The following is a 19,083-nucleotide window of genomic DNA, read 5'->3' as shown; positions in this document are numbered from 1 at the left end:
AGCCGGTTGCCGCCGTAATGTGAGGGCGTGATCGATGCCAGGGACATTGCTCGCGCGGCGGATCTGCTGCATGACGTGGTGGCGCCGACGCCGCTGGAGTACTCGCGCTGGCTGAGCGAACTCGTCGGCGGCGACGTGTTCCTCAAGTGCGAGAACCTGCAGCGGACCGGTTCGTTCAAGCTGCGCGGTGCGTACGTCCGGATGGCCCGGCTGAAGAAGGCCGAGCGGGCCCGCGGGGTGGTCGCGGCGAGCGCCGGCAACCACGCGCAGGGCGTGGCGCTGGCGGCGCAACTGCTCGGGATCAAAGCGACCGTGTTCATGCCGCACGGCGCACCGATCCCGAAGGAGAAGGCGACCCGCGCGTACGGCGCCGAGATCCGCTTCGTCGGGACGTCGATCGACGACTGCCTGCGGGCGGCTCGTGAGTTCGAGGCCGACACCGGTGCGGTCCTGATCCACCCGTTCGACCACCCGGACATCGTGGCGGGTCAGGCGACGACCGGGCTGGAGATCGTCGAGCAATGCCCGCAGGTGCGGACGGTCGTCGTACCGACCGGCGGCGGTGGGCTGGTCGCCGGGATCGCGTGCGCGATGCAGCGCGACGGGGTGCCGATCGAGGTGGTCGGCGTACAGGCTGCCGGTGCGGCGGCGTACCCGGCCTCGCTCGCGGCCGGTGAGCCGGTCCAGTTGGACTCGATGTCGACGATGGCGGACGGGATCGCCGTCGGGTTGCCTGGCAAGGTGCCGTTCGAGGCGATCCAGCAGTACGTCGGGCAGATGCTGACGGTCGGCGAGGATTCGTTGTCCAAGGCCCTCTTGTTGGTACTGGAACGCGCGAAGCTGGTGGTCGAGCCGGCCGGCGCCGCCGCGGTGGCCGCCGTACTGGACGAGCCGACGCGGTTCACACCGCCGGTCGTGGTGGTGCTGTCCGGCGGCAACATCGACCCGATCCTGCTGATGCGGGTGATCCAGCACGGTATGGCCGCGGCCAGCCGGTACCTGTCGTTGCGAGTGCGGATCCCGGACACCCCGGGTGGTCTGGCGACGTTGCTGACCCAGCTCGCGACCCTGGACGCGAACCTGATCGAGGTGCTGCACGAACGCATCTCGGAGACGCTGAATCTGGACGAGGTCGAGGTTGCCCTGCAGCTCGAACTGCGGGGTGAGGAGCACCGTGAACGGGTATTGGCCAGCCTTACCGGCAACGGGTACACGTACACGCTGAACTGAGGAGTCCTTGTGAAGAAGACGCTCATAGCGGCCGCGGTTCTGTTGCTCTCGGCAGCAGCCTGTACGCCGGGATCCGACAGCCCGAGCGGCGGCACCAGCGCGCCGAGCACCGTGAAGACGGACGCCGCCGCACTCGGCGACGTCCAGTTGACCGTCTGGGACCAGGAGGTCCGCGGCGGCCAGGCGGCCCAGATGACCGAGTTGGTCAAGCAGTTCCAGGCGAAGTACCCGAACATCAAGATCACCCGGGTCTCGCGTTCGTTCGACGACCTGAAGACGACGCTGCGGCTGGCGCTGTCGGGGAACAATGCGCCGGACGTCGTCCAGGCGAACAACGGCCGCTCGGACATGGGCGAGTTCGTCAAGGCCGGTCAGTTGCTGCCGCTGGACGAGTGGGCGAAGGCATACAACTGGGGCAGCCGGTACCCGGACTCGGTGCTGCAGTACTCGCGCTACTCGGCCGACGGCAAGACCTTCGGCGAGGGCAACCTGTACGGGCTGCCGCAGGTCGGTGAGGTGGTCGGGCTCTACTACAACAAGGAGAAGCTGACCAAGCTCGGCGTACAGCCGCCGAAGACGTGGGCCGAGTTCGAGGACGCGCTGGCCAAGGCGAAGGCGGCCGGTGAGGTGCCGATGCAGTTCGGCAACCTGGACAAGTGGCCGGCGATCCATGTGTTCGGCACGGTGCAGGACCGGTTCGTGCCGGCCGACAAGATCACCACGCTCGCGTTCGGCCGGGCGGGTGCGTCGTGGAGCACGCCGGAGAACACGAAGGCCGCCGAGACTCTGGTGTCCTGGGTGGACAAGGGCTACTTCAACCAGGGCTTCAACGGGCAGGGGTACGACCCGGCCTGGCAGGACTTCGGTAAGGGCAACGGGGTGTTCCTGATCGCCGGCACCTGGCTGCAGGCCGATCTGCAGAAGGCGCTCGGCGACAAGGTCGGCTTCATGCTGCCGCCGGGTGAGTCGGCCGACGCCAAGCCGGTCGTCACCGGTGGTACCGGTCTGCCGTTCGCGATCACCAACAAGGCCAAGAACGCGGACGCGGCCGCGGCGTACATCAACTTCATCACCAGCCCGGACGCGATGAAGATCCTCACCAGCACCGGGAACCTGCCGATCGCCGACACCTCGGCCCAGCAGGCCCCGCCCGGTCTCGCCAGTGACATCTTCAGCAGCTTCGGTACGGCGGTCAGCAAGGAAGCGCTGGTGCCGTACCTCGACTACGCGACGCCGACCATGTACGACACGATCGGCGCGTCGCTGCAGGACCTGCTGGCGAAGAAGGCGACACCGCAGCAGTTCCTCACCACGCTCGAGACCGACTACAGCAAGTTCGCCGGGAAGTGAGTTCACCGCCCGGGGAGCCGCGCCGGATCGGGTATCTCTACATCCTGCCGGCGCTGCTCGTGTACGGCGCGTTCCTGCTGTACCCGTTGCTTCGCGCGGTGCACCTGTCGCTGTTCGAGTGGAACGGGATCACCCTCGCCCGATTCGTTGGCCTGAGCAACTATGCGGACGTGGTCCGGGACGCCGGACTGCGGGCCGCGTTCGGGCACGCGCTGGTGCTGATCATCTTCTACGCGGTGTTTCCGGTGCTGATCGGGCTGGCGCTGGCCTCGGTGTTGCAGCGGGCCAGGGTTCGCGGGCTCGGGTTCTTCCGGACCATCGTGTTCCTCCCACAAGTGGTTGCGATGGTTGTCGTGGCCGTTGCCTGGCGCCACATCTACGCTCCCGACGGTCCGCTGAACGACGTACTGCGGGCGATCGGGCTGGACAGTGTGGCGCGCGGTTGGCTGGGGGACTACACATTCGCCCTGCCTGCGGTCGGGGTGATCGGGACGTGGTTCGAGACCGGGCTGGTGACCGTGTTGCTGCTGGCCGGGATGTCACGGATCCCACGGGAGCGGTACGAGGCGGCCCGGCTCGACGGAGCCGGGCCGTTCGCCGAGTTCTTCGCGGTGGTGCTGCCCGCGGTCCGGGGTGAGATCGCGGTCGCGGTGACGTTGACGGTGATCGCCGCGCTGCGGACGTTCGACCTGGTCTACATCACCACGAGCGGCGGTCCGGGTACGTCGACCAGCGTTCCGTCGTACGAGGTCTATCACCGAGCGTTCGAGCTCGGCCAGGTCGGATCGGCGGCGGCGATCGGGGTCTGCCTGACGGTGCTGATCTTCGTGATCACGCTGGGCGTCAACCGGCTGGCGGATCGGGGCACCGCGTGAGGGCGTCACTGACCGAGCGGATCGGCAACTACGCGCTGCTGACCGTCTTCGGGTTGTTCGCGCTCGGGCCGATCGTGACGATCCTGGCGGCCGCACTCGCCCCGGACGACGCGGGCAGCGGGTCGAGCGGGTTCGGGAACTTCGGCAAGGCCTGGGAGATCGGGCACTTCGGCACCTACCTGCGGATGAGTGTCGCGGTGTCGGTGACGGTCGTGGTGGTCAGCGTGCTGCTGTCGATCCTCAGCGGGTACGCGTTCGGCACGATGCGGTTCCGCGGGGCCGGGCCGCTGTTCTACCTGTTCCTGATCGGGATCATGATGCCGACCGAGGCGATCGTCGTACCGCTGTACTTCGATCTGCGCACGCTCGGGCTGACCGACACGTTCTGGGCCGTCGCGCTGCCGCAGATCGCCCAGTCCGTTGCCTTCGGCACCTTCTGGATGCGGGCGTACTTCCGGTCGTCCAGCCGGTCGATGGTCGAGGCGGCCCGGCTCGACGGCGCCGGGCACTGGCGCACGCTGTGGCTGGTGCTGGTGCCACCGGCCCGGCCCGCGCTGGTGACGCTGATCGTGCTGGTGTTCATGTGGACGTGGAACGAGTTCCTGATCCCACTGGTGATGGTGACGAGCGAGTCGCTGCGGACCGCACCGCTGGGGCTGGCGTTCTTCTCCGGTCAGTACACATCCGGCTTCACGCTGCTCGCCGCGGGTGCGGTGATCGTGGGTCTACCGGTCGTCCTCGTCTACGCGTTCCTCCAGCGCCACTTCATCGCCGGCATGCTGGAAGGCGCCGTACGGGAGTGATCAGTCCCGGCCAGCGGGCGCACGTACGTCAGCAGACTGACGAGCGTCTTACCGGGCTCCTCCCAGGGCGCGAGGTGGGCCGAGTTCTCGAACCAGACAGCCTGCTTGTACGGCGCCTGGACCTTGGCCAGCCAGGTCGCGGGCGGCTCGGACGGTGTCGTGTAGTCGTGCCGGCCCATGAACATCAGCACTGGGATCGGGAACTCGGTGACCCCGGTGAAGTCGACGTCGAGCAACTCGTCCAGGATCCGGCCCAGCGTGAACTGGTTGCCTTCGCCAATGGTCTCGGACTCGTCCAGGGTGTACTCGGGGGACAGCAGCGGCGCCTGGAAGAAGTAGAGCGAGTCGTCCCGGTAGGCGCTCAGCCCACCGCGGTACTGCGCCCACTGCCGGGCGATGATGATCCGCTCCCGGGTCAGCGGCTCGTCACCGGGGTACGGCGCGATCGACTCGAGCTGCTCGAGCGCCTCGGTGTGCTCGTGCTTCCGGGCCTGGTCGAGGGCGTACTCGAACGACAGGGTCTCGTTCGTCCGCGAGTTGATCACCTGGCCGATCCCGACGTACGCGTGGAACAGGTCGGGTCGCGCGAGGGCGGCGTACATGCCGATCACGGTGCCCCAGCTGTGCCCGATCAGGATCATCTTGCGGACGCCGTACCGCTCCCGGATCTGCTCGGCGAGCTCGATCGCGTCGTCGACGTACTGCGAGATCCGGAGCGTGTCCGCGATGCTGTCGGGGTCCACCGAATGCAGGGTCCGGCCGGCGGCGCGCTGGTCGTAGGTGACGACGGTGAAGTATTCCTCGATCGGTCGCTGGAACTGCCACCAGGCAGGCGCCAGCGGCGACGCGGGACCACCGTGCACGAAGAGGATGACGGGATTCGAGCGATCCTGACCACGGGCGTACACCCAGTGGTCGATGCCGCCGGCCGTCAGCTGGTAGGTCTCCTGGATGCCGCTGGGCGCGACGATGCGTTGCAGGTCCGCGATGATCTCCCGAGCCTCATCGGCGGACAGGGGCGGTTCCTCAGCCATCCACCGATGGTAGGGGCTCGCAGGCCTTCACCAGGGGAGCGTGCAGCCGCTCGGCGAGAACGCGGCGCTGGGTCGGCTTGGCCTCGGTCTGCCGCTCGAGGCCGGCCTCGGTGAGCCGGACGTTCACCGCGCGGCGGTCCTCGGGGCACATGTGCCGCTCGACCAGGCCGGCGGTCTCCAGCCGGCCGATCACGCGGGACAGCGCGCTCTGGCTGAGGTGGACCGACTTGGCGATCGTCTGCACCTTCGCGGACTGCTCGGGCAGCTCGGCGAGGCGCTCGAGCACCTCGTACTCACTCATTCCCAGCGAATGACCAGCCTGCAGTGCGCGGTCGAGCGCGCAGGTCAGGTCGGCGTGGCGAGCCAGCAGCTCGCGCCATTTCCTGACATCAGCACTGGCATCGGCGCTGGTCTCACCAGGACCTGCGCTGACCTTCGTAGCGGTCATGGAGGGGACGTTATCATGCAGGCGCATTCAATGCAAGCGCATTTAATGCCTAGACATTAGATGCATGTGCATGGAATAGTCTCCCCTCGTGACACAGACAACGCACACCCCATCACCAGCCGGCACTGCACCGGCCCGCATGACCTGGGACGCGCGCCTCTGGGGCGCTCTTCTGGTGGTCTGCGGCGTGATCTTCCTCGACGGCCTGGACGTGTCCATGGTCGGTATGTCCCTGCCCTCGATCGGCGCCGATCTGGGCGTATCCCTGTCCTCCCTGCAGTGGGTCGTGACCGGCTACGTGCTCGGGTACGGCGGCCTGCTGCTGCTCGGCGGACGCGCCGCCGACCTGCTCGGCCGCCGCCGGGTGTTCCTGATCGCGCTGGCCGTCTTCGCCGTCGTCTCGATGCTGAGCTCGCTGGCCACCAGTCCCGAACTGCTCATCGCCGCGCGGTTCGTCAAGGGCATCGCCGCCGCGTTCACCGCGCCGGCCGCGCTCTCCATCATCACCACGACCTTCCACGAAGGCCCGGATCGCAACCGCGCCCTCAGCATCTTCACCACCTGCGCCGCCTCCGGCTTCTCGATGGGCCTGATCCTCGGTGGCGCGCTGACCGAGGTCGGCTGGCGCTGGACCTTCCTGATGCCCGGCCCGGTCGCCCTGATCGTGCTGCTGTTCGCGATCAAGCTGATCCCGAACAGCCCGCGCGACAACGCCGCCGGCGGGTACGACGTCCCCGGTGCGATCACCGTCACGGCCGGCATGCTGTCGCTCGTGTACGCCGTCGTCGGGGCCGAGCACGCCGGTTGGGTCTCGGTCCAGACCATCGGGATGTTCGCGCTGGCCGCCGCATTGCTGGCCGGATTCGTCGCGATCGAACTGCGGTCGAAGCACCCGCTGGTCCGGCTCGGCATCCTGCGCAACGCCTCGCTGCGCCGGGCGAACCTGGCCATCCTGACCGTGTTCGGTGCGTACGTCGCCTTCCAGCTGATCGGCACGCTGTACCTGCAGAACCTGCTCGGCTGGTCGTCGTTCGAGACCGCGCTGGCCTTCCTGCCCGCCGGTCTGCTGGTGGCCACGCTGTCGCCGAACGCGGGCAAGCTGGCCGACCGGATCGGTACCGAAGCGATGATCGTCGCCGCGATGGCGCTGTTCGTCGTCGGGTACGGCCTGTCGCTGCGGATCGGCCCGGAGTCGGCGTACTTCTCCACCGTGTTCCCGACCATCATGCTGATCGGTCTCGGGTTCGCGATCGGGTTCCCGGCGCTGAACATCCAGGCGGTGTCGGGTGTGCCGGACCACGAGCAGGGCCTGGCCTCCGGGCTCTTCAACACCTCGAACCAGGTCGGTGGCGCCGTGGTCCTCGCGATCGTGACCGCGGTGATCAGCAGCCAGTCGGTAGGTGTCACCAACCCGGCCGGGATGTTGTCGGCGTACAAGCCGGGTCTGGCCGTGGTGACCGGTATCTCCGCGCTCGGACTCGTGATCGCGCTGACCGGTCTGCGCGGGCTGCGGGCACGGCGGGCTGCAGAGGCAACTGAGGCAGCTGAGTTGGCCGCCGTACAGAACGAACTGGCCGAGGAGGAGATGTCCCCGGCCGCGTGACAACAACCAGCTCCGGCTGCGGGGCTGTGCGGTGATAGAGAACAAGCAGTGCGGGTCACAGATGTGGCCCGCACTGCTGTGTGTTCAGAGCGGTCGGGCCAGCACCGTGGCGATCGCGATGGTCACTGCCATCACGGTGAGCTCGACCGTGGCCAGGGTGGCGAGTGCGACGGTCTCCTTGCGGCGGACTGCGGGTAGGAGGATCTGTCTGATGAAGCCACCTGTTGCAGCCAGCAGTGTCAGGCCTGCGAGCTTGCCGAGTACCAGCCAGCCCGCAGGGGTCTCGAACAGGGCGTGAAGTAGTACGGACAGGTGTGGCGTGACGTCCTTCGTCAGACGTGGTCCTGCGAGCAGTACGCCGGTGACCGCGACTGTGGCGATCGCACCGCCTGCCACAGTCGAGAATCGTGGCAGGACCAGCGAGAGAGCAGAGCGGTTGCCGGCGACCAGCACTGTGACCAGTGCGAGCCCACCGACCCACAGGCTGACCGCACACATGTGCAGAGTGATGGCAGGTGTCGTCAGCCAGCGTGCGTTGCCCTGTGACGCATGACCAGTGACGGGTACGGCAACCAGTCCGACCAGGCCGAGTCCGAAGCACACCAGCGGCCAGGAACTCGGCGTACGCGTGAGCATGGCCAGTGTGTACGCCACCGCTGCGAGCACCGTCAGCGCAAGAGCAGTGCCTGAGGTGACCTCCACGGCGTACGACGCCATGCCGGCGAACGGCATCTTCGACCCGGACTGCGAGATCGCCGCCGCCTGGAGCCACCACGTCGTCGTGGTGGCGGTGACCCAGGCGATGCCGGCCGCGATGCCGATGACCCGGGCCCGTTGGCTGACCGTCTCGTACTCCCTGCGTCCTGCTGCCCCGAGCAGCAGCAGGAAGAGGGTGACGCCGACCGCGATGATGGCGGAGCCGTTGGTGACGAACCGGGCCAGGGGAGTGGTGTAGAGGATGCCGGGGCTGGTGATGGACATGGCCGGCTCGGGTGCCGGCCGGGTGACGACGATGGCCCACACCAGAGCGGCCACGCTGAGTGTGGTGATGGCCGAGAGGGCTGCGGCCGAGCGTCGTACCTTGACGAGCGGGGCGGCGAGGTCCATCGGCTAGTCCCGGGTCGCGGAGTCGAGGCGGGCGAGGACCTGAGCCGGCGCCGGCGGACTGCTCTGGTCGGATCGCCAGCGGACGAAGCCGTGCAGCAGGAAGAGCGCGGTGGCGAACTCGAGGATCCAGATCCAGGCGGGGACACCGCCGGTGGGCAGGGTCATCGCGGCCAGCATCGGCGAGCCGGTGTCGGCGCGGTCGAGGGTGACGGTGATGTGGCCCGTGATCGGGTGGCCGTCGCCGGAGATGAGCCGGTAGCTGACCGTGTACGTGCCGGCCTGGGCGAGCCGGTCGCAGCTGGCGTGGACCGTGTTGCCATCGACCCGCACTGACTGGGCGGCGTGCCGGAACCCGTCCGGGCCGGAGACCAGGACGGCGTCCCAGCCCTGCACCGGTTGCAGGCTCTGGTCGAAGGTGAAGCTCAGGGCCGAAGGGCTGGAGGCGAGCCGGGCACCGTTGGCCGGCGTACTGGCGGTGAGTTTGGTGTGCGCGCTCGCTGCCCCGGCCGGTGCGACGGTCAGGGCGGCGGTGATGGCGAGGACGGCCAGGATCGGTGGACAACTCCGCCGCAGCGAGCGGAGCCAGGACGTCGGGGGCATTGACATCCGGATCCTCCTGTCAGGAATATCGGAAATGAATATGTCCGGCGGTCGTGGCGCTATTTGGTTATTGGCTCGTAACACATTCCGCCGCCGGAGAAATATGCCGGAAACCTCACAAAGGTAAATTGCTGGTGTGAGGATTTGGGCCCGGATGCAGATCACCCGTGGTCGCGGATCGGTCTCCGCGGCCACGGGTGATCGTGGTGACCTTGCGCCGGTCAGGACGACCGGCGCGTCGGTCGGTGCTGCCTCAGTGGTCGTGCCCGTGACCGGTGCCGTCGTCGGCGATCGCGTGCCCGGTGAGGGTGTACGACAGCACGTTCACGCCGACCGGGAAGACGTGCGATCCGGTGTAGCCGACCGGGTTGTCGATGGCCGGGTTGAGGCCCAGCATCTCGTCCTCCAGGTGCAGTTGCACCTGCGTGGTGGCGTAGTCGACCGCGTCGCCGACGTTGGCGACGGGGGTCGGGCTTTCGTGCGCCGACGCCGTGGAGGCCGCCAGTGCGGCGCCGCCGATCGCCAGCGTGATGCTCGCCAGCGGGACGGTGATCAGGCGGGTCCTGAGGTTGGGCATGTTGCTCTCCTTGCAGGAGTCAGTGGTCCGCCCCGGGAGGGTGGGGCGGACGACGTGAGGGAGGGAAACCGGTCGCCGTTGACCGGCACAAATGTGAAACCGCGGGGCATGATGGCCAATCAATGCCTCGCTTGAAATGAATGTATTCAGGTTCTCTGCGTGACCACAAGCAATTGTGATTATTTGACCACGGAATGATACGGATGTTGCCGCGTCAAGCTCACAGCCGGAGGTGAATTCCGGGTATTAGGTGAGAGAATTCCGCGCGGTGGAATGTCTGCCGGGGGATCGGGCGTGCGGCCGGGGTCAGGGTGCGGCGGGTCGCGGTTCGGGGCGATCCCGGATTGGTTTCGACCTCCCAGGGTGCTGGACTGGGGGCATGAGTAACCAGAGCGACTACGACCGGCGGGTCAAGGACATCCTGGACCGGGTCGCCAAGGGCCACCTGTCCACTGAGGAAGGCGCGACCCTGATCGCCGCCATCCAGCCGGGCGCGGCCGCGGGTGAAGGCGCCGCGGCACCTGCAGCCGGTACGGCGGGCGAAGCGGATGGGCCGGTCGCGCAGGAGCCGGTTGCCGACAACGGAGGCACCCCCACGACGAGCAAGCCGTGGCCGTCTGCCGACGAGCTGCCGTCCCCGTCCGTCTGGGCGGACGCGGTCGACTCCCCGGACGCCGCAGACGCAGCCGATGTATCCGCCGGCAAGCACGCCGCACCGAACGGCACCGAGGCAGTCGCCGAACCGAACGGCACCGAGGCGGCCCCCGCGCCGAACGGCGCTGAGGCCACTGCCGCATCCAACGGTGCCGAGGCCACCGCCGCGCCGACTGCTGCCGAGGGCAACGGGGTGCAGGACAGTGTGGTCGACGACGCTCCCGCCGATGCGGCAGCTGGTGGTGCCGCCGACAAGGCTCCCGCCGACACGACGCCGGCCGGCGCGGCCGAGGCTGACGTCGAGGACGTCGAAGAGGAGCACAGCAATGTGCCGATGCCCGCAGGGGTGCAGCGGGTGACCGTGCGGGCTATCGGGCGCCGGGTGCGGCTGATCGGTGAGCCTGCGATCAACGGTGTCGCGGTGGACGGGCCGCACGTGATCAAGCGGGACGGCGACACCCTCGCGATCAGCAGCGAGGGCGACATGGGCGTCTCGATCGACGGGTTCAGCATGTTGCGCAACCCGACCAACCTGAAGTCGCACGTGAACGGCCTGGCCAAGGAGCTGTCCATCCGGGTCAACCCCAGCCTCCAGGTCGAGGTCGAGGTGACCGGCGGCAGCGTCCACGCCGAGCGCCTGCCCGGCCTGACCCGGGTCCGCGTCACAGCCGGGACGGCGAAGGTCACCGACGTGAGCGGTCCGATCGACCTGCTGGTCCAGGCCGGCTCGGCCAACCTGGACGCCCAGATCACCAAGGGCCGCTCCCGGGTCCGGGTCGAGTCCGGTGCCGCGAACGTGAACCTGCGCCGCGGTTCCGACGTCCGCGTCCACACCGAGTCCCAGCTCGGCCGCGTCTCCTGGGTCGGTGCCGTCACCGGCCAGTCCAAGGACGTGGAGATCGGTCGCGGCCGGGCCGCCCTCGATGTCGAGGTCCTGGTCGGCACCGCCCAGATCGTCTCCGACTAGTCCCTTCGGGTGCCAGGCAGATCCTGACGGTCTGCCTGGTGCTCTGGTACGTCGGGGACCGTGCGCAGAGTGCGGAACGGCGAGCAGTACAGGAAGGCCGTGCCGGCGAGAGAGGCCAGGCCTGCGATCCAGAGGGTCGCGTGCAGTCCGAAGACAGTGCCGAGTGCACCACCCAGGAGACTGCCGAGGGGAGCGGCGCCCCAGCCGACGAAGCTCATGGTGGCGCTGACCCGGCCCTGCAGCTCCGGCGGGCACACGCGCTGCCGCGTGCTCACCTGCAGGATGTAGCTGATGATGATGCAGAACCCGGCGAGCAGAGTAGCCACCACGAACCAGCTCACCTGCCAGCCCGGTCCGGTCAGCGCTTGCAGAGTGAAGGCCACGCCGATGCCTGTCGACGACAGGAGCAGTGTGCGCGCATCGCCGTACCGGTTGCTGATCTTCTCTGTCACCGCGGACGCGACGATGGCGCCGGCCAGGCCGATCATGCTCAGTACGCCGATGGTGCTCGGCTGCAGGTGGATCTCGCGGACCAGGAACACGATCATCACCGCTCCGGCCGCGGCCTGGAACAGCATCGTCGTCGCGGTGTTCAGCGCGATCGGTCGCAGTAGGGGATGCCGGAACACGTAGCGCATGCCCTCTGCGATCTCCCGCCGCAGGTTCGGTGTCTCCGGTTTGGCCGGCCGTGGTTCCGGCGTACGGATCGAGCGGAGCCAGATCGCCGACCACAGGAAGCTCAGGGCGTCCACGCCGATCGTCACCGCGGCACTGAGCCACTGGACCAGTACGCCGCCTGCGCCCGCGCCGAGCACTGCGGCGACAGAGTGGTTGGCGGCCAGCTTGGCGTTGCCCGGCAGGAGCTGGTCGGGCTGTAGCAGTCGCGGCGGGTAGGAGCTGTGTGCCACGTCGAACAGCACCGTCAGGACCCCAGTCAGCGCCAGTACGACGTACAGCTGCGTGAGACTCAGTACGCCGAACAGGGCGGCGACTGGGATCGAGCCGAAGAGCACTGCCCGGCCCAGGTCAGCGAACACGAGTACTGGCAGGCATCTGACCCTGTCTACCCAGGCACCGGCGAACAGGCCGAGCAGTAGCCAGGCGGCTGTCTCGCACGTGCGGAGGAGCGAGACCTCGAAGGTGGTCGCGTCCAGGGTCAGCACGGCGAGCAGGGGGATCGCGATCATGCTCAGGCGCGTGCCGAGCTGGCTGAGCAGGTCCGCGATCCAGAGGCGGCGGAAGTCGGGGTGTCTGAGGATGCTCTGGCTGGACGTCATACCGGGACCGTAAAGGCAGAGTTGAGCGGTGTCGACTCAACTATCAACAAAGTTGAGTCGAACGCACTCAAGTTTCTGCTCAGGGAGAAAGGTGTCGAAACTGTCGACGGCCTCGGTCAGGATGGTGGCCTGCGTCACATCCAGAAGGGGGACGTTCACGCATGGCAGCTATCGAGGCGACTGGCCTCGTGAAGACGTTCAGGTCCAGGAAGAACACGGTGAAGGCACTCGACGGGATCGACCTCGACGTGCCGGAGGGGAGTGTGCTCGGCCTGCTGGGGCCGAACGGTGCGGGCAAGACCACGACGGTCCGGATCCTCACCACACTGATGGCGCCGGACGAGGGCACGGCCCGGGTGCTCGGGCACGACGTGGTGAAGGAAGCCGACCTGGTCCGTTCACTGGTCGGCCTGTCCGGTCAGTACACGGCGGTCGACGAACTGCTCACCGGCCGGGAGAACCTGTGGATGTTCGGCCGGCTGTATCGGCTGAGCGGCCAGCAGGCGCAGCAGCGGGCCGAGGAACTGCTGGAGATCTTCGACCTGACCGAGGCCGCTGACCGGATCCTGAAGACGTACTCGGGCGGCATGCGGCGCCGGCTCGACCTGGCCGGATCGCTTATCGCCCATCCCAGGGTGCTGTTCCTCGACGAGCCGACCACCGGCCTCGATCCGCGCAGCCGCCTGGACCTCTGGCAGATCATCCGCGACCGGGTCAGCGAAGGCGTCACGATCCTGCTCACGACGCAGTACCTGGAAGAGGCCGACGAGCTGGCCGACAGCATCGCGGTGGTCGACCATGGCTCGGTCATCGCCCGCGGTACGGCGGACGAGCTCAAGGCGAAGGTGGGTGGTGAGCGGATCGAGGTCGTCGTCCACGATCCGGAGGCGACCTACCGGGCGCTGGAGTTGCTCACCAGCGCGCTCGACATCACCGATCCGGAGGCCACCACGATGGACCAGCACAGCCGGCGGATCACCGTGCCGGCGCCCGGCGGATCGAGTGAGCTGGTCGACGTGATCCGCACCCTCGACGGGGCCGGCATCCGGATCGCCGACATCGGGCTGCGGCGGCCGACACTGGACGACGTGTTCCTCACCCTGACCGGGCACGAGGCCGAGCAGAAGGAGCATGTATGAGTACGACCGCTGACCGGAGGCCGGTTGACGCTCCGGCACCGGTGAACCCACTCGGCCGGGCCCTGACGGACGCGGGAGTGCTGGCCTGGCGGAGCCTCAAGCGGATCCCGCGGACGCCGGACATGCTGGTCTACGCGACCATCCAGCCGATCATGTTCGTGCTGCTGTTCGCCTACGTGTTCGGCAACGCGATCCCGATCCCGGGGTTCCCGGGGGCACAGGCGTACCGGGAGTTCCTGATGTCCGGGATCTTCGCCCAGACGATGGCGTTCGCGGTTGCCTCGGCGAGTGTCGGGATGGCCGACGACATGTCGAAAGGCCTGATCGACCGCTTCCGGTCGCTGCCGATGGCGCGGTCCGGCGTGATCGCCGGGCGGGTGATCGGCGACCTGGCGTTCAACGCGTTCGTGATGGTGGTGATGGTGATCTGCGGGTTCATCGTCGGCTGGCGCTGGCACAACGGGTTCGCGCAGGCGATGGCCGCGTTCGCGATCCTGCTGCTGTTCGCCTTCGCGATGTTGTGGGTCGGGGCACTGATCGGTCTGTCCGTCGGCAGTCCCGAGGTGGCGGCGTCGGCCGGCCTGATCTGGCTCTTCCCGCTGACATTCCTGTCCAACGCCTTCGTCCCGACGCCGAACCTGCCCGGCGGGCTCCAGCCGGTGGCGGAGTGGAACCCGATCTCCTCGATCGTCGCGGCCTGCCGCCATCTGTTCGGGAATCCGTCACCGTTCGCCAGTCCGGACGGCTTTCCGGCGCGGCACCCGGTCTGGCTCGCCCTGATCTGGTGCTCCGTCATCATCGCCGTCTTCGCCCCACTGGCAGTCCGCAAGTACCGCAGCGCCACTACGCACTGAGTCAGTCACCCGGCGGCCGGACACCTGTGTGTCCGGCCGCCGTTTCCCGCCTGAGCCGTTGACAAGATTTATACAGTGTGCAAATACTTCGAACTATGTTAAAGAAACCGGCGGCGAACTGGCGGGAGGCGCGGCGGGAGAATGCCCGGGCCGCGGTGCTGACCGCTGCCTGGGAGCTGGTGCGGGCCGACGGGCTCACCGCGCTGTCGTTGCGCGAGCTGGCTCGGCGGGCCGGTATCACCACGCCGACGGTGTATGCGTACTTCGAGTCCAAGAACGCCATCCTGGACGCGATGTTCGCGCAGGCGGCGCAGGAGTTCGTCGACCTGAAGGCGTCGCTGCCGGCGACGGACGATCCGCAGCAGGATCTGCTGACCGAGGCGCGGGCGTTCATCACGTTCTGCGTGTCCGACGTACCCCGGTATCAGCTGTTGTTCCAGCACTCGGTGCCCGGCTTCACGCCGTCGGCCGAGTCCTATGAGTTGGCGGTCAAGGCGCTCGACGTCACCCGCGAACTCCTCGCACGCAACGGCGTGCACGATCCGCGACACCTCGACATCTGGACGGCGGTGAACATCGGTCTCGTCGGCCAGCAGATCACCAACGACCCTGGCGGCGACCGGTGGAGCCGTCTCGTCGAGGAGGTCACCCGGATGTTCCTGGCTCAGTTCGCGAGCGGGAAGTCCCAGTAACGCAAGGGGGAACCATGACCAGCGTGACCCAGCCCAAACTGCACCACCTCGCCCTGACCGTGACCGACCTGGACGCGAGCGTCCAGTGGTACGGCGAAGTGTTCGGTGTGCAACCGGTGCTCGACGTACCCCACGAGGGCGGCGTCGGCCGCATCCTCACCGATGCCGACCGGCAACTGATGATCGCACTGCATCACCACGACACCAACGACGGTGCCCTGTGCAAGGAGACCGTCACCGGCCTCGACCACGCCGGTTTCGCGGTCGGTTCGCGGGCCGACCTTGAACAGTGGCAGGACCACCTGGAGGCGCACGGCGTGATCCGCGCCGACACCGCCGACAAGCCCCTGACCCAGTCCCCGATCGCCGACGAGCCCTACGCCTCCGTCCTCGTCTTCCGCGACCAGGACAACATCCAGCTGGAACTCTTCGCCCCGGCCCAGCACTAGACGTACGACGTACGGCGTCCCGCGTCGGGCCTCACTCGGCGTACAGCCGGGGGTCGCCCCACGCGGCGGCGCCTGCGCCCGAGCAGCTGCCTTCGCTGGCGACCAGGACGGCCTCCAGCTCGAGCGCGTCGGCGTGATTCAGGGTTACCTGCAGCGGATGCGCCTGATACTTGCCGAGCACGACAGGCTTGGTCGCGGTCCTGCTCGTGCCGTCGGTGATGTAGGCGGTGAACTTGACCTTGAGGGTGGGATCGGTGCTCTTGTCGGTCAGCCCGATCACGGCGTTGAACCGGGTGTACTTGCGGGCCAGGTTCCAGGTCGTCGAGACCGTCCGGTTGCAGGTCCCGACGTTGCGATAGAGCCCGTCACCGAACGGCTGCGCGTGGATCGCGAACGAGCCCTTCACGAAGCCACCGGCGATCGGCTGAAGCTCCGCGAGGCTGTCGCCGGCAGTGTTGGTCCCGGTGTTCGTCCCGGTGTTCGTCGTACCGGCCCCGGCCGTCGAGCCCGGGGGCGTCACCGTGACAGTTGTGGTGGTGGCCGGGCCGGGCGCTGTCGTGGTGACCGTCGTGGTCGGCGGTGACGCGATCGCGTCGAGCTTGCCCTCGCGGGCGGCCCAGACCGTCGCCACGGCACCGATCAGCGCGCTCACCAGCGCGGCGACGATCGCGGCCAGCAACGGATGCTCCAGCCGGCCCGGACGTTTCCCAGTACTGCTGTCGGACATGATCCAGCACTTCCCCCCAGCGGCCTGACGCCGCTACCCCTGCTTGATCGTCACCTGCCGCACCGCCGTTACAGAACGCCACGATGCGATCGCCGGCGTGCTGTCGGGCGGCCGGCGTACGGGGGGAATGAGAAGCGCCCCGGTGGGTGTCCACCGGGGCGCTCGAGCTGTGGTGGGTCAGCCGGTGAAGGGTTCGGCGGCGACGATCTCAACCGTCACATCCTTGCCGTTGGGCGCCTCGTAGGTCGCCTTGTCACCCTTCTTCTTGCCGAGGATCGCGGATCCCAGCGGGGACTGCGGCGAGTACACGTCGATGTCGACCGACGAGTCCAGGGCGAGCAGTTCGCGGGAGCCGAGCAGGAACGTCTCGACGTCGTCGTCGCCGGCGAACTTGATCGACACCTTCATCCCCGGCCCGATCTTGGCGCCGGCCTTCGGGGTCTCGCCGACCCGGGCCCGGCGCAGCATGTCCTCCAACTGCCGGATCCGTGCCTCGATCTTGCCCTGCTCGTCCTTGGCGGCGTGGTAGCCGCCGTTCTCCTTGAGGTCGCCCTCGTCCCTGGCCTCGCTGATGCGCTGGGTGATCTCGGCGCGGGCCGGGCCCTTGAGGTGCTCGAGCTCGGACTTCAGCTGGTCAAAACCGTCCTGCGTCAGCCAGACAACGCTGTCCTCTTCGATCCGCTGCGTCACGGGCTGCTCCTTGCGTCGGTGGGATGGGCAGAAATGCTTCTGGCCGCCGTCGTCGACGGCGACCAATCCACTGAGCGTAGCAAGTTACAGCCCGGAACCCCACAGGTCTTTGCCCCCTCAAACACGGGGAAACCGCTTGCCCGGTGGTTTTTCCCACATCGTGGGCAGTTCCGCGGCAATCGGTTGCCGCTACCAGCCCGGACAGCCTCCTGACCTGCGCGTTCTCCGGCCCGGTGTCCGTTGTCAGTGCGGCCGGGGGTTGTCCGGAGTCGTGCAGCCGATGAGAACCACCGAGGTGGCGGCCCGCTGGGTGGTGAGCGTGGCGGGCAATGTCTGATGACGAGGGGAATCGGCCGGCACCGTGAGGGTCAGTTCGCCGACGATGGAGAAGTCGGCGGCCTTGGCCTGCAGGCGGCAACTGGCCTCGGTGGACTTCGTCCGGTCGACCTGGATCGTCGCCTTCGCCGAGGTCGCCGAGGTGATCTCGAAGCCCAGCAGCCGCGACGTCACCGGCGGGTTCGACTGGATGAACGCTGCCCACAGCAACCAGGTCAGCCCGACCGCGGCGACGACGGCGACCATCCCGATGATCAACGGTCGGCGTGACCGCCCGCTCCGCCCGTACCGGGCGTCGAGGTCTGCTGTCGGACTGGTGGGTGATGACTCGGTCAACGGGGGTCCAGGGGGTCGGTCGTGGGGATGGGCCGGGCTTGGAGGACCATTGTGTCTTGTGAGTGGAGATCTTCGGTTGTTGCATGTGCATGCCCACCCTGATGACGAGTCGAGCAAGGGGGCCGCGTCGACGGCCAGGTACGTCGCCGAAGGCGTCGAGGTCCTGGTGGCCACCTGTACCGGCGGGGAACGCGGATCGATCCTGAATCCGAAGATGGACCGGCCGGAGGTGCTCGAGAACATCTCCGAGATCCGCCGGCAGGAGATGGACGCGGCCCGCGAGATCCTCGGCATCCGGCAGGAGTGGCTGGGCTGGGTCGACTCCGGCTTCCCCGAGGGTGACCCGTTGCCGCCGCTGCCGGAGGGCTGCTTCGCCGCGCGGAAGGTCGAGGACGCCGCCGCCCCGCTGGTGAAGCTGATCCGCGAGTTCCGTCCGCAGGTCGTCACGACGTACGACGAGAACGGCGGCTACCCGCACCCGGACCACGTGATGTGCCACCAGATCACCGTCGCCGCGTTCGAGGCGGCCGGTGACAAGGACGCCTACCCGGAGCTCGGCGAGCCGTGGCAGCCGCTGAAGCTGTACTACCACCACACGTTTCACTACGAGCGGATGAAGGCGCTGCACGACGGGATGATCGCGCGCGGCCTGGAGTCGCCGTACGCCGACCGTCTGAAGGACTGGAAGCCGGACCCGGAGAACGAGCGCCGGATCACCACGCGGGTCGAGTGCGCGCAGTACTTCGGCATCCGGGACAAGGCCCTGCTCGCGCACGCGACCCAGATCGATCCGGACGGCGCGTGGTTCGCCGTACCGCTGGAGGTGCACCAGGAGGCGTGGCCGACCGAGGACTACGAGCTGGCCCGGAGTCTGGTCGAGTCCGAACAGCCCGAGGACGATCTGTTCGCGGGGTTGCGCTGACGGCGGGCGTGGACAGTGAGAGAATGGTGGCGTGACAGCGATGACCTTCCTTGCGACGGCCGAGATCGACCCGAACTCGGTGCGTCCCGGCTGGGTCGCGCTGCTGATCGTGCTCGCACTCGGTGCCGCCACGGTGCTGCTGATGCGCAGCATGGGCAAGCAGTTGAAGAAGATCGACTTCGACGACGGTTCTGCGCCCGGCCCAGCACCGTCCGACGGCCCAGCGAGCACGGACAGCTCAGCGGCCCCGGCTGGCGATGCCGAGCCGACGGCGACGGACGCACCGACGACGACTGAGTCGTCAACAGAGAGTGACGCCAAGGCGCACTCTCAGCACTGAATCCGTACATCACCCGACACCCTCATCACGAGATGGTGTCGGACTGGGCAGCCCACCTCAGGCTGACCCTATA

Annotated in this window: 21 protein-coding genes; 12 read left to right on the top strand and 9 right to left on the bottom strand. The window is 68.0% G+C overall.

The window, feature by feature from the left end:
• Positions 1-27 precede the first annotated feature (27 nt).
• Genes ilvA through EV652_RS07590 form a run of 4 tightly spaced genes read left to right on the top strand, consistent with a single transcriptional unit; the run spans position 28 to position 4,258 of the window.
• On the top strand, positions 28-1,230 hold the full coding sequence (ilvA, locus tag EV652_RS07605) for a threonine ammonia-lyase (protein ID WP_132208267.1): 1,203 nt from the start codon (positions 28-30) through the stop codon (positions 1,228-1,230).
• A gap of 9 nt (positions 1,231-1,239) precedes the next feature.
• A complete protein-coding gene (locus EV652_RS07600; RefSeq protein WP_132208266.1) occupies positions 1,240-2,580 on the top strand; it encodes an extracellular solute-binding protein in 1,341 nt (446 codons plus the stop codon).
• A complete protein-coding gene (locus EV652_RS07595; RefSeq protein WP_132208265.1) occupies positions 2,577-3,455 on the top strand; it encodes a carbohydrate ABC transporter permease in 879 nt (292 codons plus the stop codon). Before EV652_RS07600 ends, EV652_RS07595 begins: the two co-directional genes overlap by 4 nt.
• Positions 3,452-4,258, top strand: a complete 807-nt coding sequence (locus tag EV652_RS07590) for a carbohydrate ABC transporter permease (protein ID WP_132208264.1) — start codon at positions 3,452-3,454, stop codon at positions 4,256-4,258. Before EV652_RS07595 ends, EV652_RS07590 begins: the two co-directional genes overlap by 4 nt.
• Here the strand turns inward: EV652_RS07590 and EV652_RS07585 are convergent.
• Together EV652_RS07585 and EV652_RS07580 are read right to left on the bottom strand one after the other, a co-directional pair.
• A complete protein-coding gene (locus EV652_RS07585; RefSeq protein WP_132208263.1) occupies positions 4,198-5,292 on the bottom strand; it encodes an alpha/beta fold hydrolase in 1,095 nt (364 codons plus the stop codon). The two genes, EV652_RS07590 and EV652_RS07585, sit on opposite strands and share 61 nt — an antisense overlap.
• Positions 5,285-5,740, bottom strand: coding sequence for a MarR family winged helix-turn-helix transcriptional regulator (locus EV652_RS07580; protein WP_242001623.1), 456 nt, complete (start codon positions 5,738-5,740; stop codon positions 5,285-5,287). Before EV652_RS07580 ends, EV652_RS07585 begins: the two co-directional genes overlap by 8 nt.
• An 88-nt stretch (positions 5,741-5,828) precedes the next feature.
• Between EV652_RS07580 and EV652_RS07575 the strand changes: the two genes are divergently transcribed.
• Positions 5,829-7,343: an MFS transporter gene (locus EV652_RS07575; protein WP_132208261.1), complete on the top strand. Its 1,515-nt coding sequence runs from the start codon at positions 5,829-5,831 to the stop codon at positions 7,341-7,343.
• Positions 7,344-7,427: 84 nt separating this feature from the next.
• Here the strand turns inward: EV652_RS07575 and EV652_RS07570 are convergent, their stop codons facing one another.
• From EV652_RS07570 to EV652_RS07560, 3 genes are all read right to left on the bottom strand, one after another.
• Positions 7,428-8,450 (bottom strand): CopD family protein, encoded by a 1,023-nt coding sequence (locus tag EV652_RS07570; protein ID WP_132208260.1) that lies wholly within the window; start codon positions 8,448-8,450, stop codon positions 7,428-7,430.
• 3 nt (positions 8,451-8,453) lie between these two features.
• The gene (locus tag EV652_RS07565) at positions 8,454-9,056 is read right to left on the bottom strand and encodes a copper resistance CopC family protein (protein WP_132208259.1); all 603 of its coding nucleotides are present in this window, start codon (positions 9,054-9,056) and stop codon (positions 8,454-8,456) included.
• 247 nt (positions 9,057-9,303) lie between these two features.
• Positions 9,304-9,627, bottom strand: coding sequence for a hypothetical protein (locus EV652_RS07560; protein WP_132208258.1), 324 nt, complete (start codon positions 9,625-9,627; stop codon positions 9,304-9,306).
• Between the two features lie 379 nt (positions 9,628-10,006).
• On the opposite strand from EV652_RS07560, the gene EV652_RS07555 reads away from it, so the two are divergent.
• Positions 10,007-11,248 (top strand): hypothetical protein, encoded by a 1,242-nt coding sequence (locus tag EV652_RS07555; protein ID WP_132208257.1) that lies wholly within the window; start codon positions 10,007-10,009, stop codon positions 11,246-11,248.
• Here EV652_RS07555 and EV652_RS07550 read toward each other — a convergent pair.
• Positions 11,245-12,525: an MFS transporter gene (locus EV652_RS07550; RefSeq protein WP_132208256.1), complete on the bottom strand. Its 1,281-nt coding sequence runs from the start codon at positions 12,523-12,525 to the stop codon at positions 11,245-11,247. The two genes, EV652_RS07555 and EV652_RS07550, sit on opposite strands and share 4 nt — an antisense overlap.
• Before the next feature lie 161 nt (positions 12,526-12,686).
• Between EV652_RS07550 and EV652_RS07545 the strand changes: the two genes are divergently transcribed.
• The 4 genes from EV652_RS07545 to EV652_RS07530 all read left to right on the top strand — a co-directional run bounded on the left by EV652_RS07545 (position 12,687) and on the right by EV652_RS07530 (position 15,659).
• The gene (locus tag EV652_RS07545; protein ID WP_132208255.1) at positions 12,687-13,664 is read left to right on the top strand and encodes an ATP-binding cassette domain-containing protein; all 978 of its coding nucleotides are present in this window, start codon (positions 12,687-12,689) and stop codon (positions 13,662-13,664) included.
• Positions 13,661-14,518, top strand: coding sequence for an ABC transporter permease (locus EV652_RS07540; RefSeq protein ID WP_132208254.1), 858 nt, complete (start codon positions 13,661-13,663; stop codon positions 14,516-14,518). The genes EV652_RS07545 and EV652_RS07540 overlap by 4 nt, the downstream gene beginning before the upstream one ends.
• 95 nt (positions 14,519-14,613) lie before the next feature.
• Complete coding sequence (locus EV652_RS07535) at positions 14,614-15,210, top strand: TetR/AcrR family transcriptional regulator (protein ID WP_132208253.1); 597 nt, start codon at positions 14,614-14,616, stop codon at positions 15,208-15,210.
• 14 nt (positions 15,211-15,224) lie between these two features.
• Positions 15,225-15,659 carry a VOC family protein gene (locus EV652_RS07530; RefSeq protein WP_132208252.1) on the top strand — a complete coding sequence of 145 codons (435 nt, stop codon included), beginning with the start codon at positions 15,225-15,227 and terminating at the stop codon, positions 15,657-15,659.
• Between the two features lie 31 nt (positions 15,660-15,690).
• Here EV652_RS07530 and EV652_RS07525 read toward each other — a convergent pair whose 3' ends face one another.
• The 3 genes from EV652_RS07525 to EV652_RS07515 all read right to left on the bottom strand — a co-directional run bounded on the left by EV652_RS07525 (position 15,691) and on the right by EV652_RS07515 (position 17,748).
• Complete coding sequence (locus tag EV652_RS07525; protein WP_132208251.1) at positions 15,691-16,386, bottom strand: NPCBM/NEW2 domain-containing protein; 696 nt, start codon at positions 16,384-16,386, stop codon at positions 15,691-15,693.
• A gap of 177 nt (positions 16,387-16,563) precedes the next feature.
• On the bottom strand, positions 16,564-17,076 hold the full coding sequence (gene greA, locus EV652_RS07520) for a transcription elongation factor GreA (RefSeq protein ID WP_132208250.1): 513 nt from the start codon (positions 17,074-17,076) through the stop codon (positions 16,564-16,566).
• A gap of 243 nt (positions 17,077-17,319) precedes the next feature.
• A complete protein-coding gene (locus EV652_RS07515; RefSeq protein WP_242001622.1) occupies positions 17,320-17,748 on the bottom strand; it encodes a DUF4307 domain-containing protein in 429 nt (142 codons plus the stop codon).
• A gap of 58 nt (positions 17,749-17,806) precedes the next feature.
• On the opposite strand from EV652_RS07515, the gene mca reads away from it, so the two are divergent.
• Both mca and EV652_RS44510 read left to right on the top strand, forming a co-directional pair.
• On the top strand, positions 17,807-18,670 hold the full coding sequence (gene mca, locus EV652_RS07510; protein WP_132208249.1) for a mycothiol conjugate amidase Mca: 864 nt from the start codon (positions 17,807-17,809) through the stop codon (positions 18,668-18,670).
• 31 nt (positions 18,671-18,701) lie between these two features.
• Positions 18,702-19,010, top strand: a complete 309-nt coding sequence (locus tag EV652_RS44510; RefSeq protein WP_199238053.1) for a hypothetical protein — start codon at positions 18,702-18,704, stop codon at positions 19,008-19,010.
• Positions 19,011-19,083: the final 73 nt, after the last annotated feature.

The sequence above is a fragment of the Kribbella steppae genome (genome assembly GCF_004342025.1).
GTDB classification, from domain to species: Bacteria; Actinomycetota; Actinomycetes; order Propionibacteriales; family Kribbellaceae; genus Kribbella; species Kribbella steppae.
Note: the sequence above shows the minus strand (reverse complement) of the source record. Positions and strands in the feature narration are given on the sequence as shown.

Coding starts and splice junctions, on each gene's coding strand:
- EV652_RS07530 (WP_132208252.1), top strand. CDS start 15,225: ATGACCAGCGTGACCCAGCCCAAACTGCACCACCTCGCCCTGACCGTG.
- EV652_RS07550 (WP_132208256.1), bottom strand. CDS start 12,525: ATGACGTCCAGCCAGAGCATCCTCAGACACCCCGACTTCCGCCGCCTC.
- EV652_RS07535 (WP_132208253.1), top strand. CDS start 14,614: ATGTTAAAGAAACCGGCGGCGAACTGGCGGGAGGCGCGGCGGGAGAAT.
- EV652_RS07570 (WP_132208260.1), bottom strand. CDS start 8,450: ATGGACCTCGCCGCCCCGCTCGTCAAGGTACGACGCTCGGCCGCAGCC.
- EV652_RS07585 (WP_132208263.1), bottom strand. CDS start 5,292: ATGGCTGAGGAACCGCCCCTGTCCGCCGATGAGGCTCGGGAGATCATC.
- EV652_RS07560 (WP_132208258.1), bottom strand. CDS start 9,627: ATGCCCAACCTCAGGACCCGCCTGATCACCGTCCCGCTGGCGAGCATC.
- EV652_RS07565 (WP_132208259.1), bottom strand. CDS start 9,056: ATGTCAATGCCCCCGACGTCCTGGCTCCGCTCGCTGCGGCGGAGTTGT.
- EV652_RS07555 (WP_132208257.1), top strand. CDS start 10,007: ATGAGTAACCAGAGCGACTACGACCGGCGGGTCAAGGACATCCTGGAC.
- EV652_RS07580 (WP_242001623.1), bottom strand. CDS start 5,740: ATGACCGCTACGAAGGTCAGCGCAGGTCCTGGTGAGACCAGCGCCGAT.
- EV652_RS07540 (WP_132208254.1), top strand. CDS start 13,661: ATGAGTACGACCGCTGACCGGAGGCCGGTTGACGCTCCGGCACCGGTG.
- EV652_RS07545 (WP_132208255.1), top strand. CDS start 12,687: ATGGCAGCTATCGAGGCGACTGGCCTCGTGAAGACGTTCAGGTCCAGG.
- EV652_RS07525 (WP_132208251.1), bottom strand. CDS start 16,386: ATGTCCGACAGCAGTACTGGGAAACGTCCGGGCCGGCTGGAGCATCCG.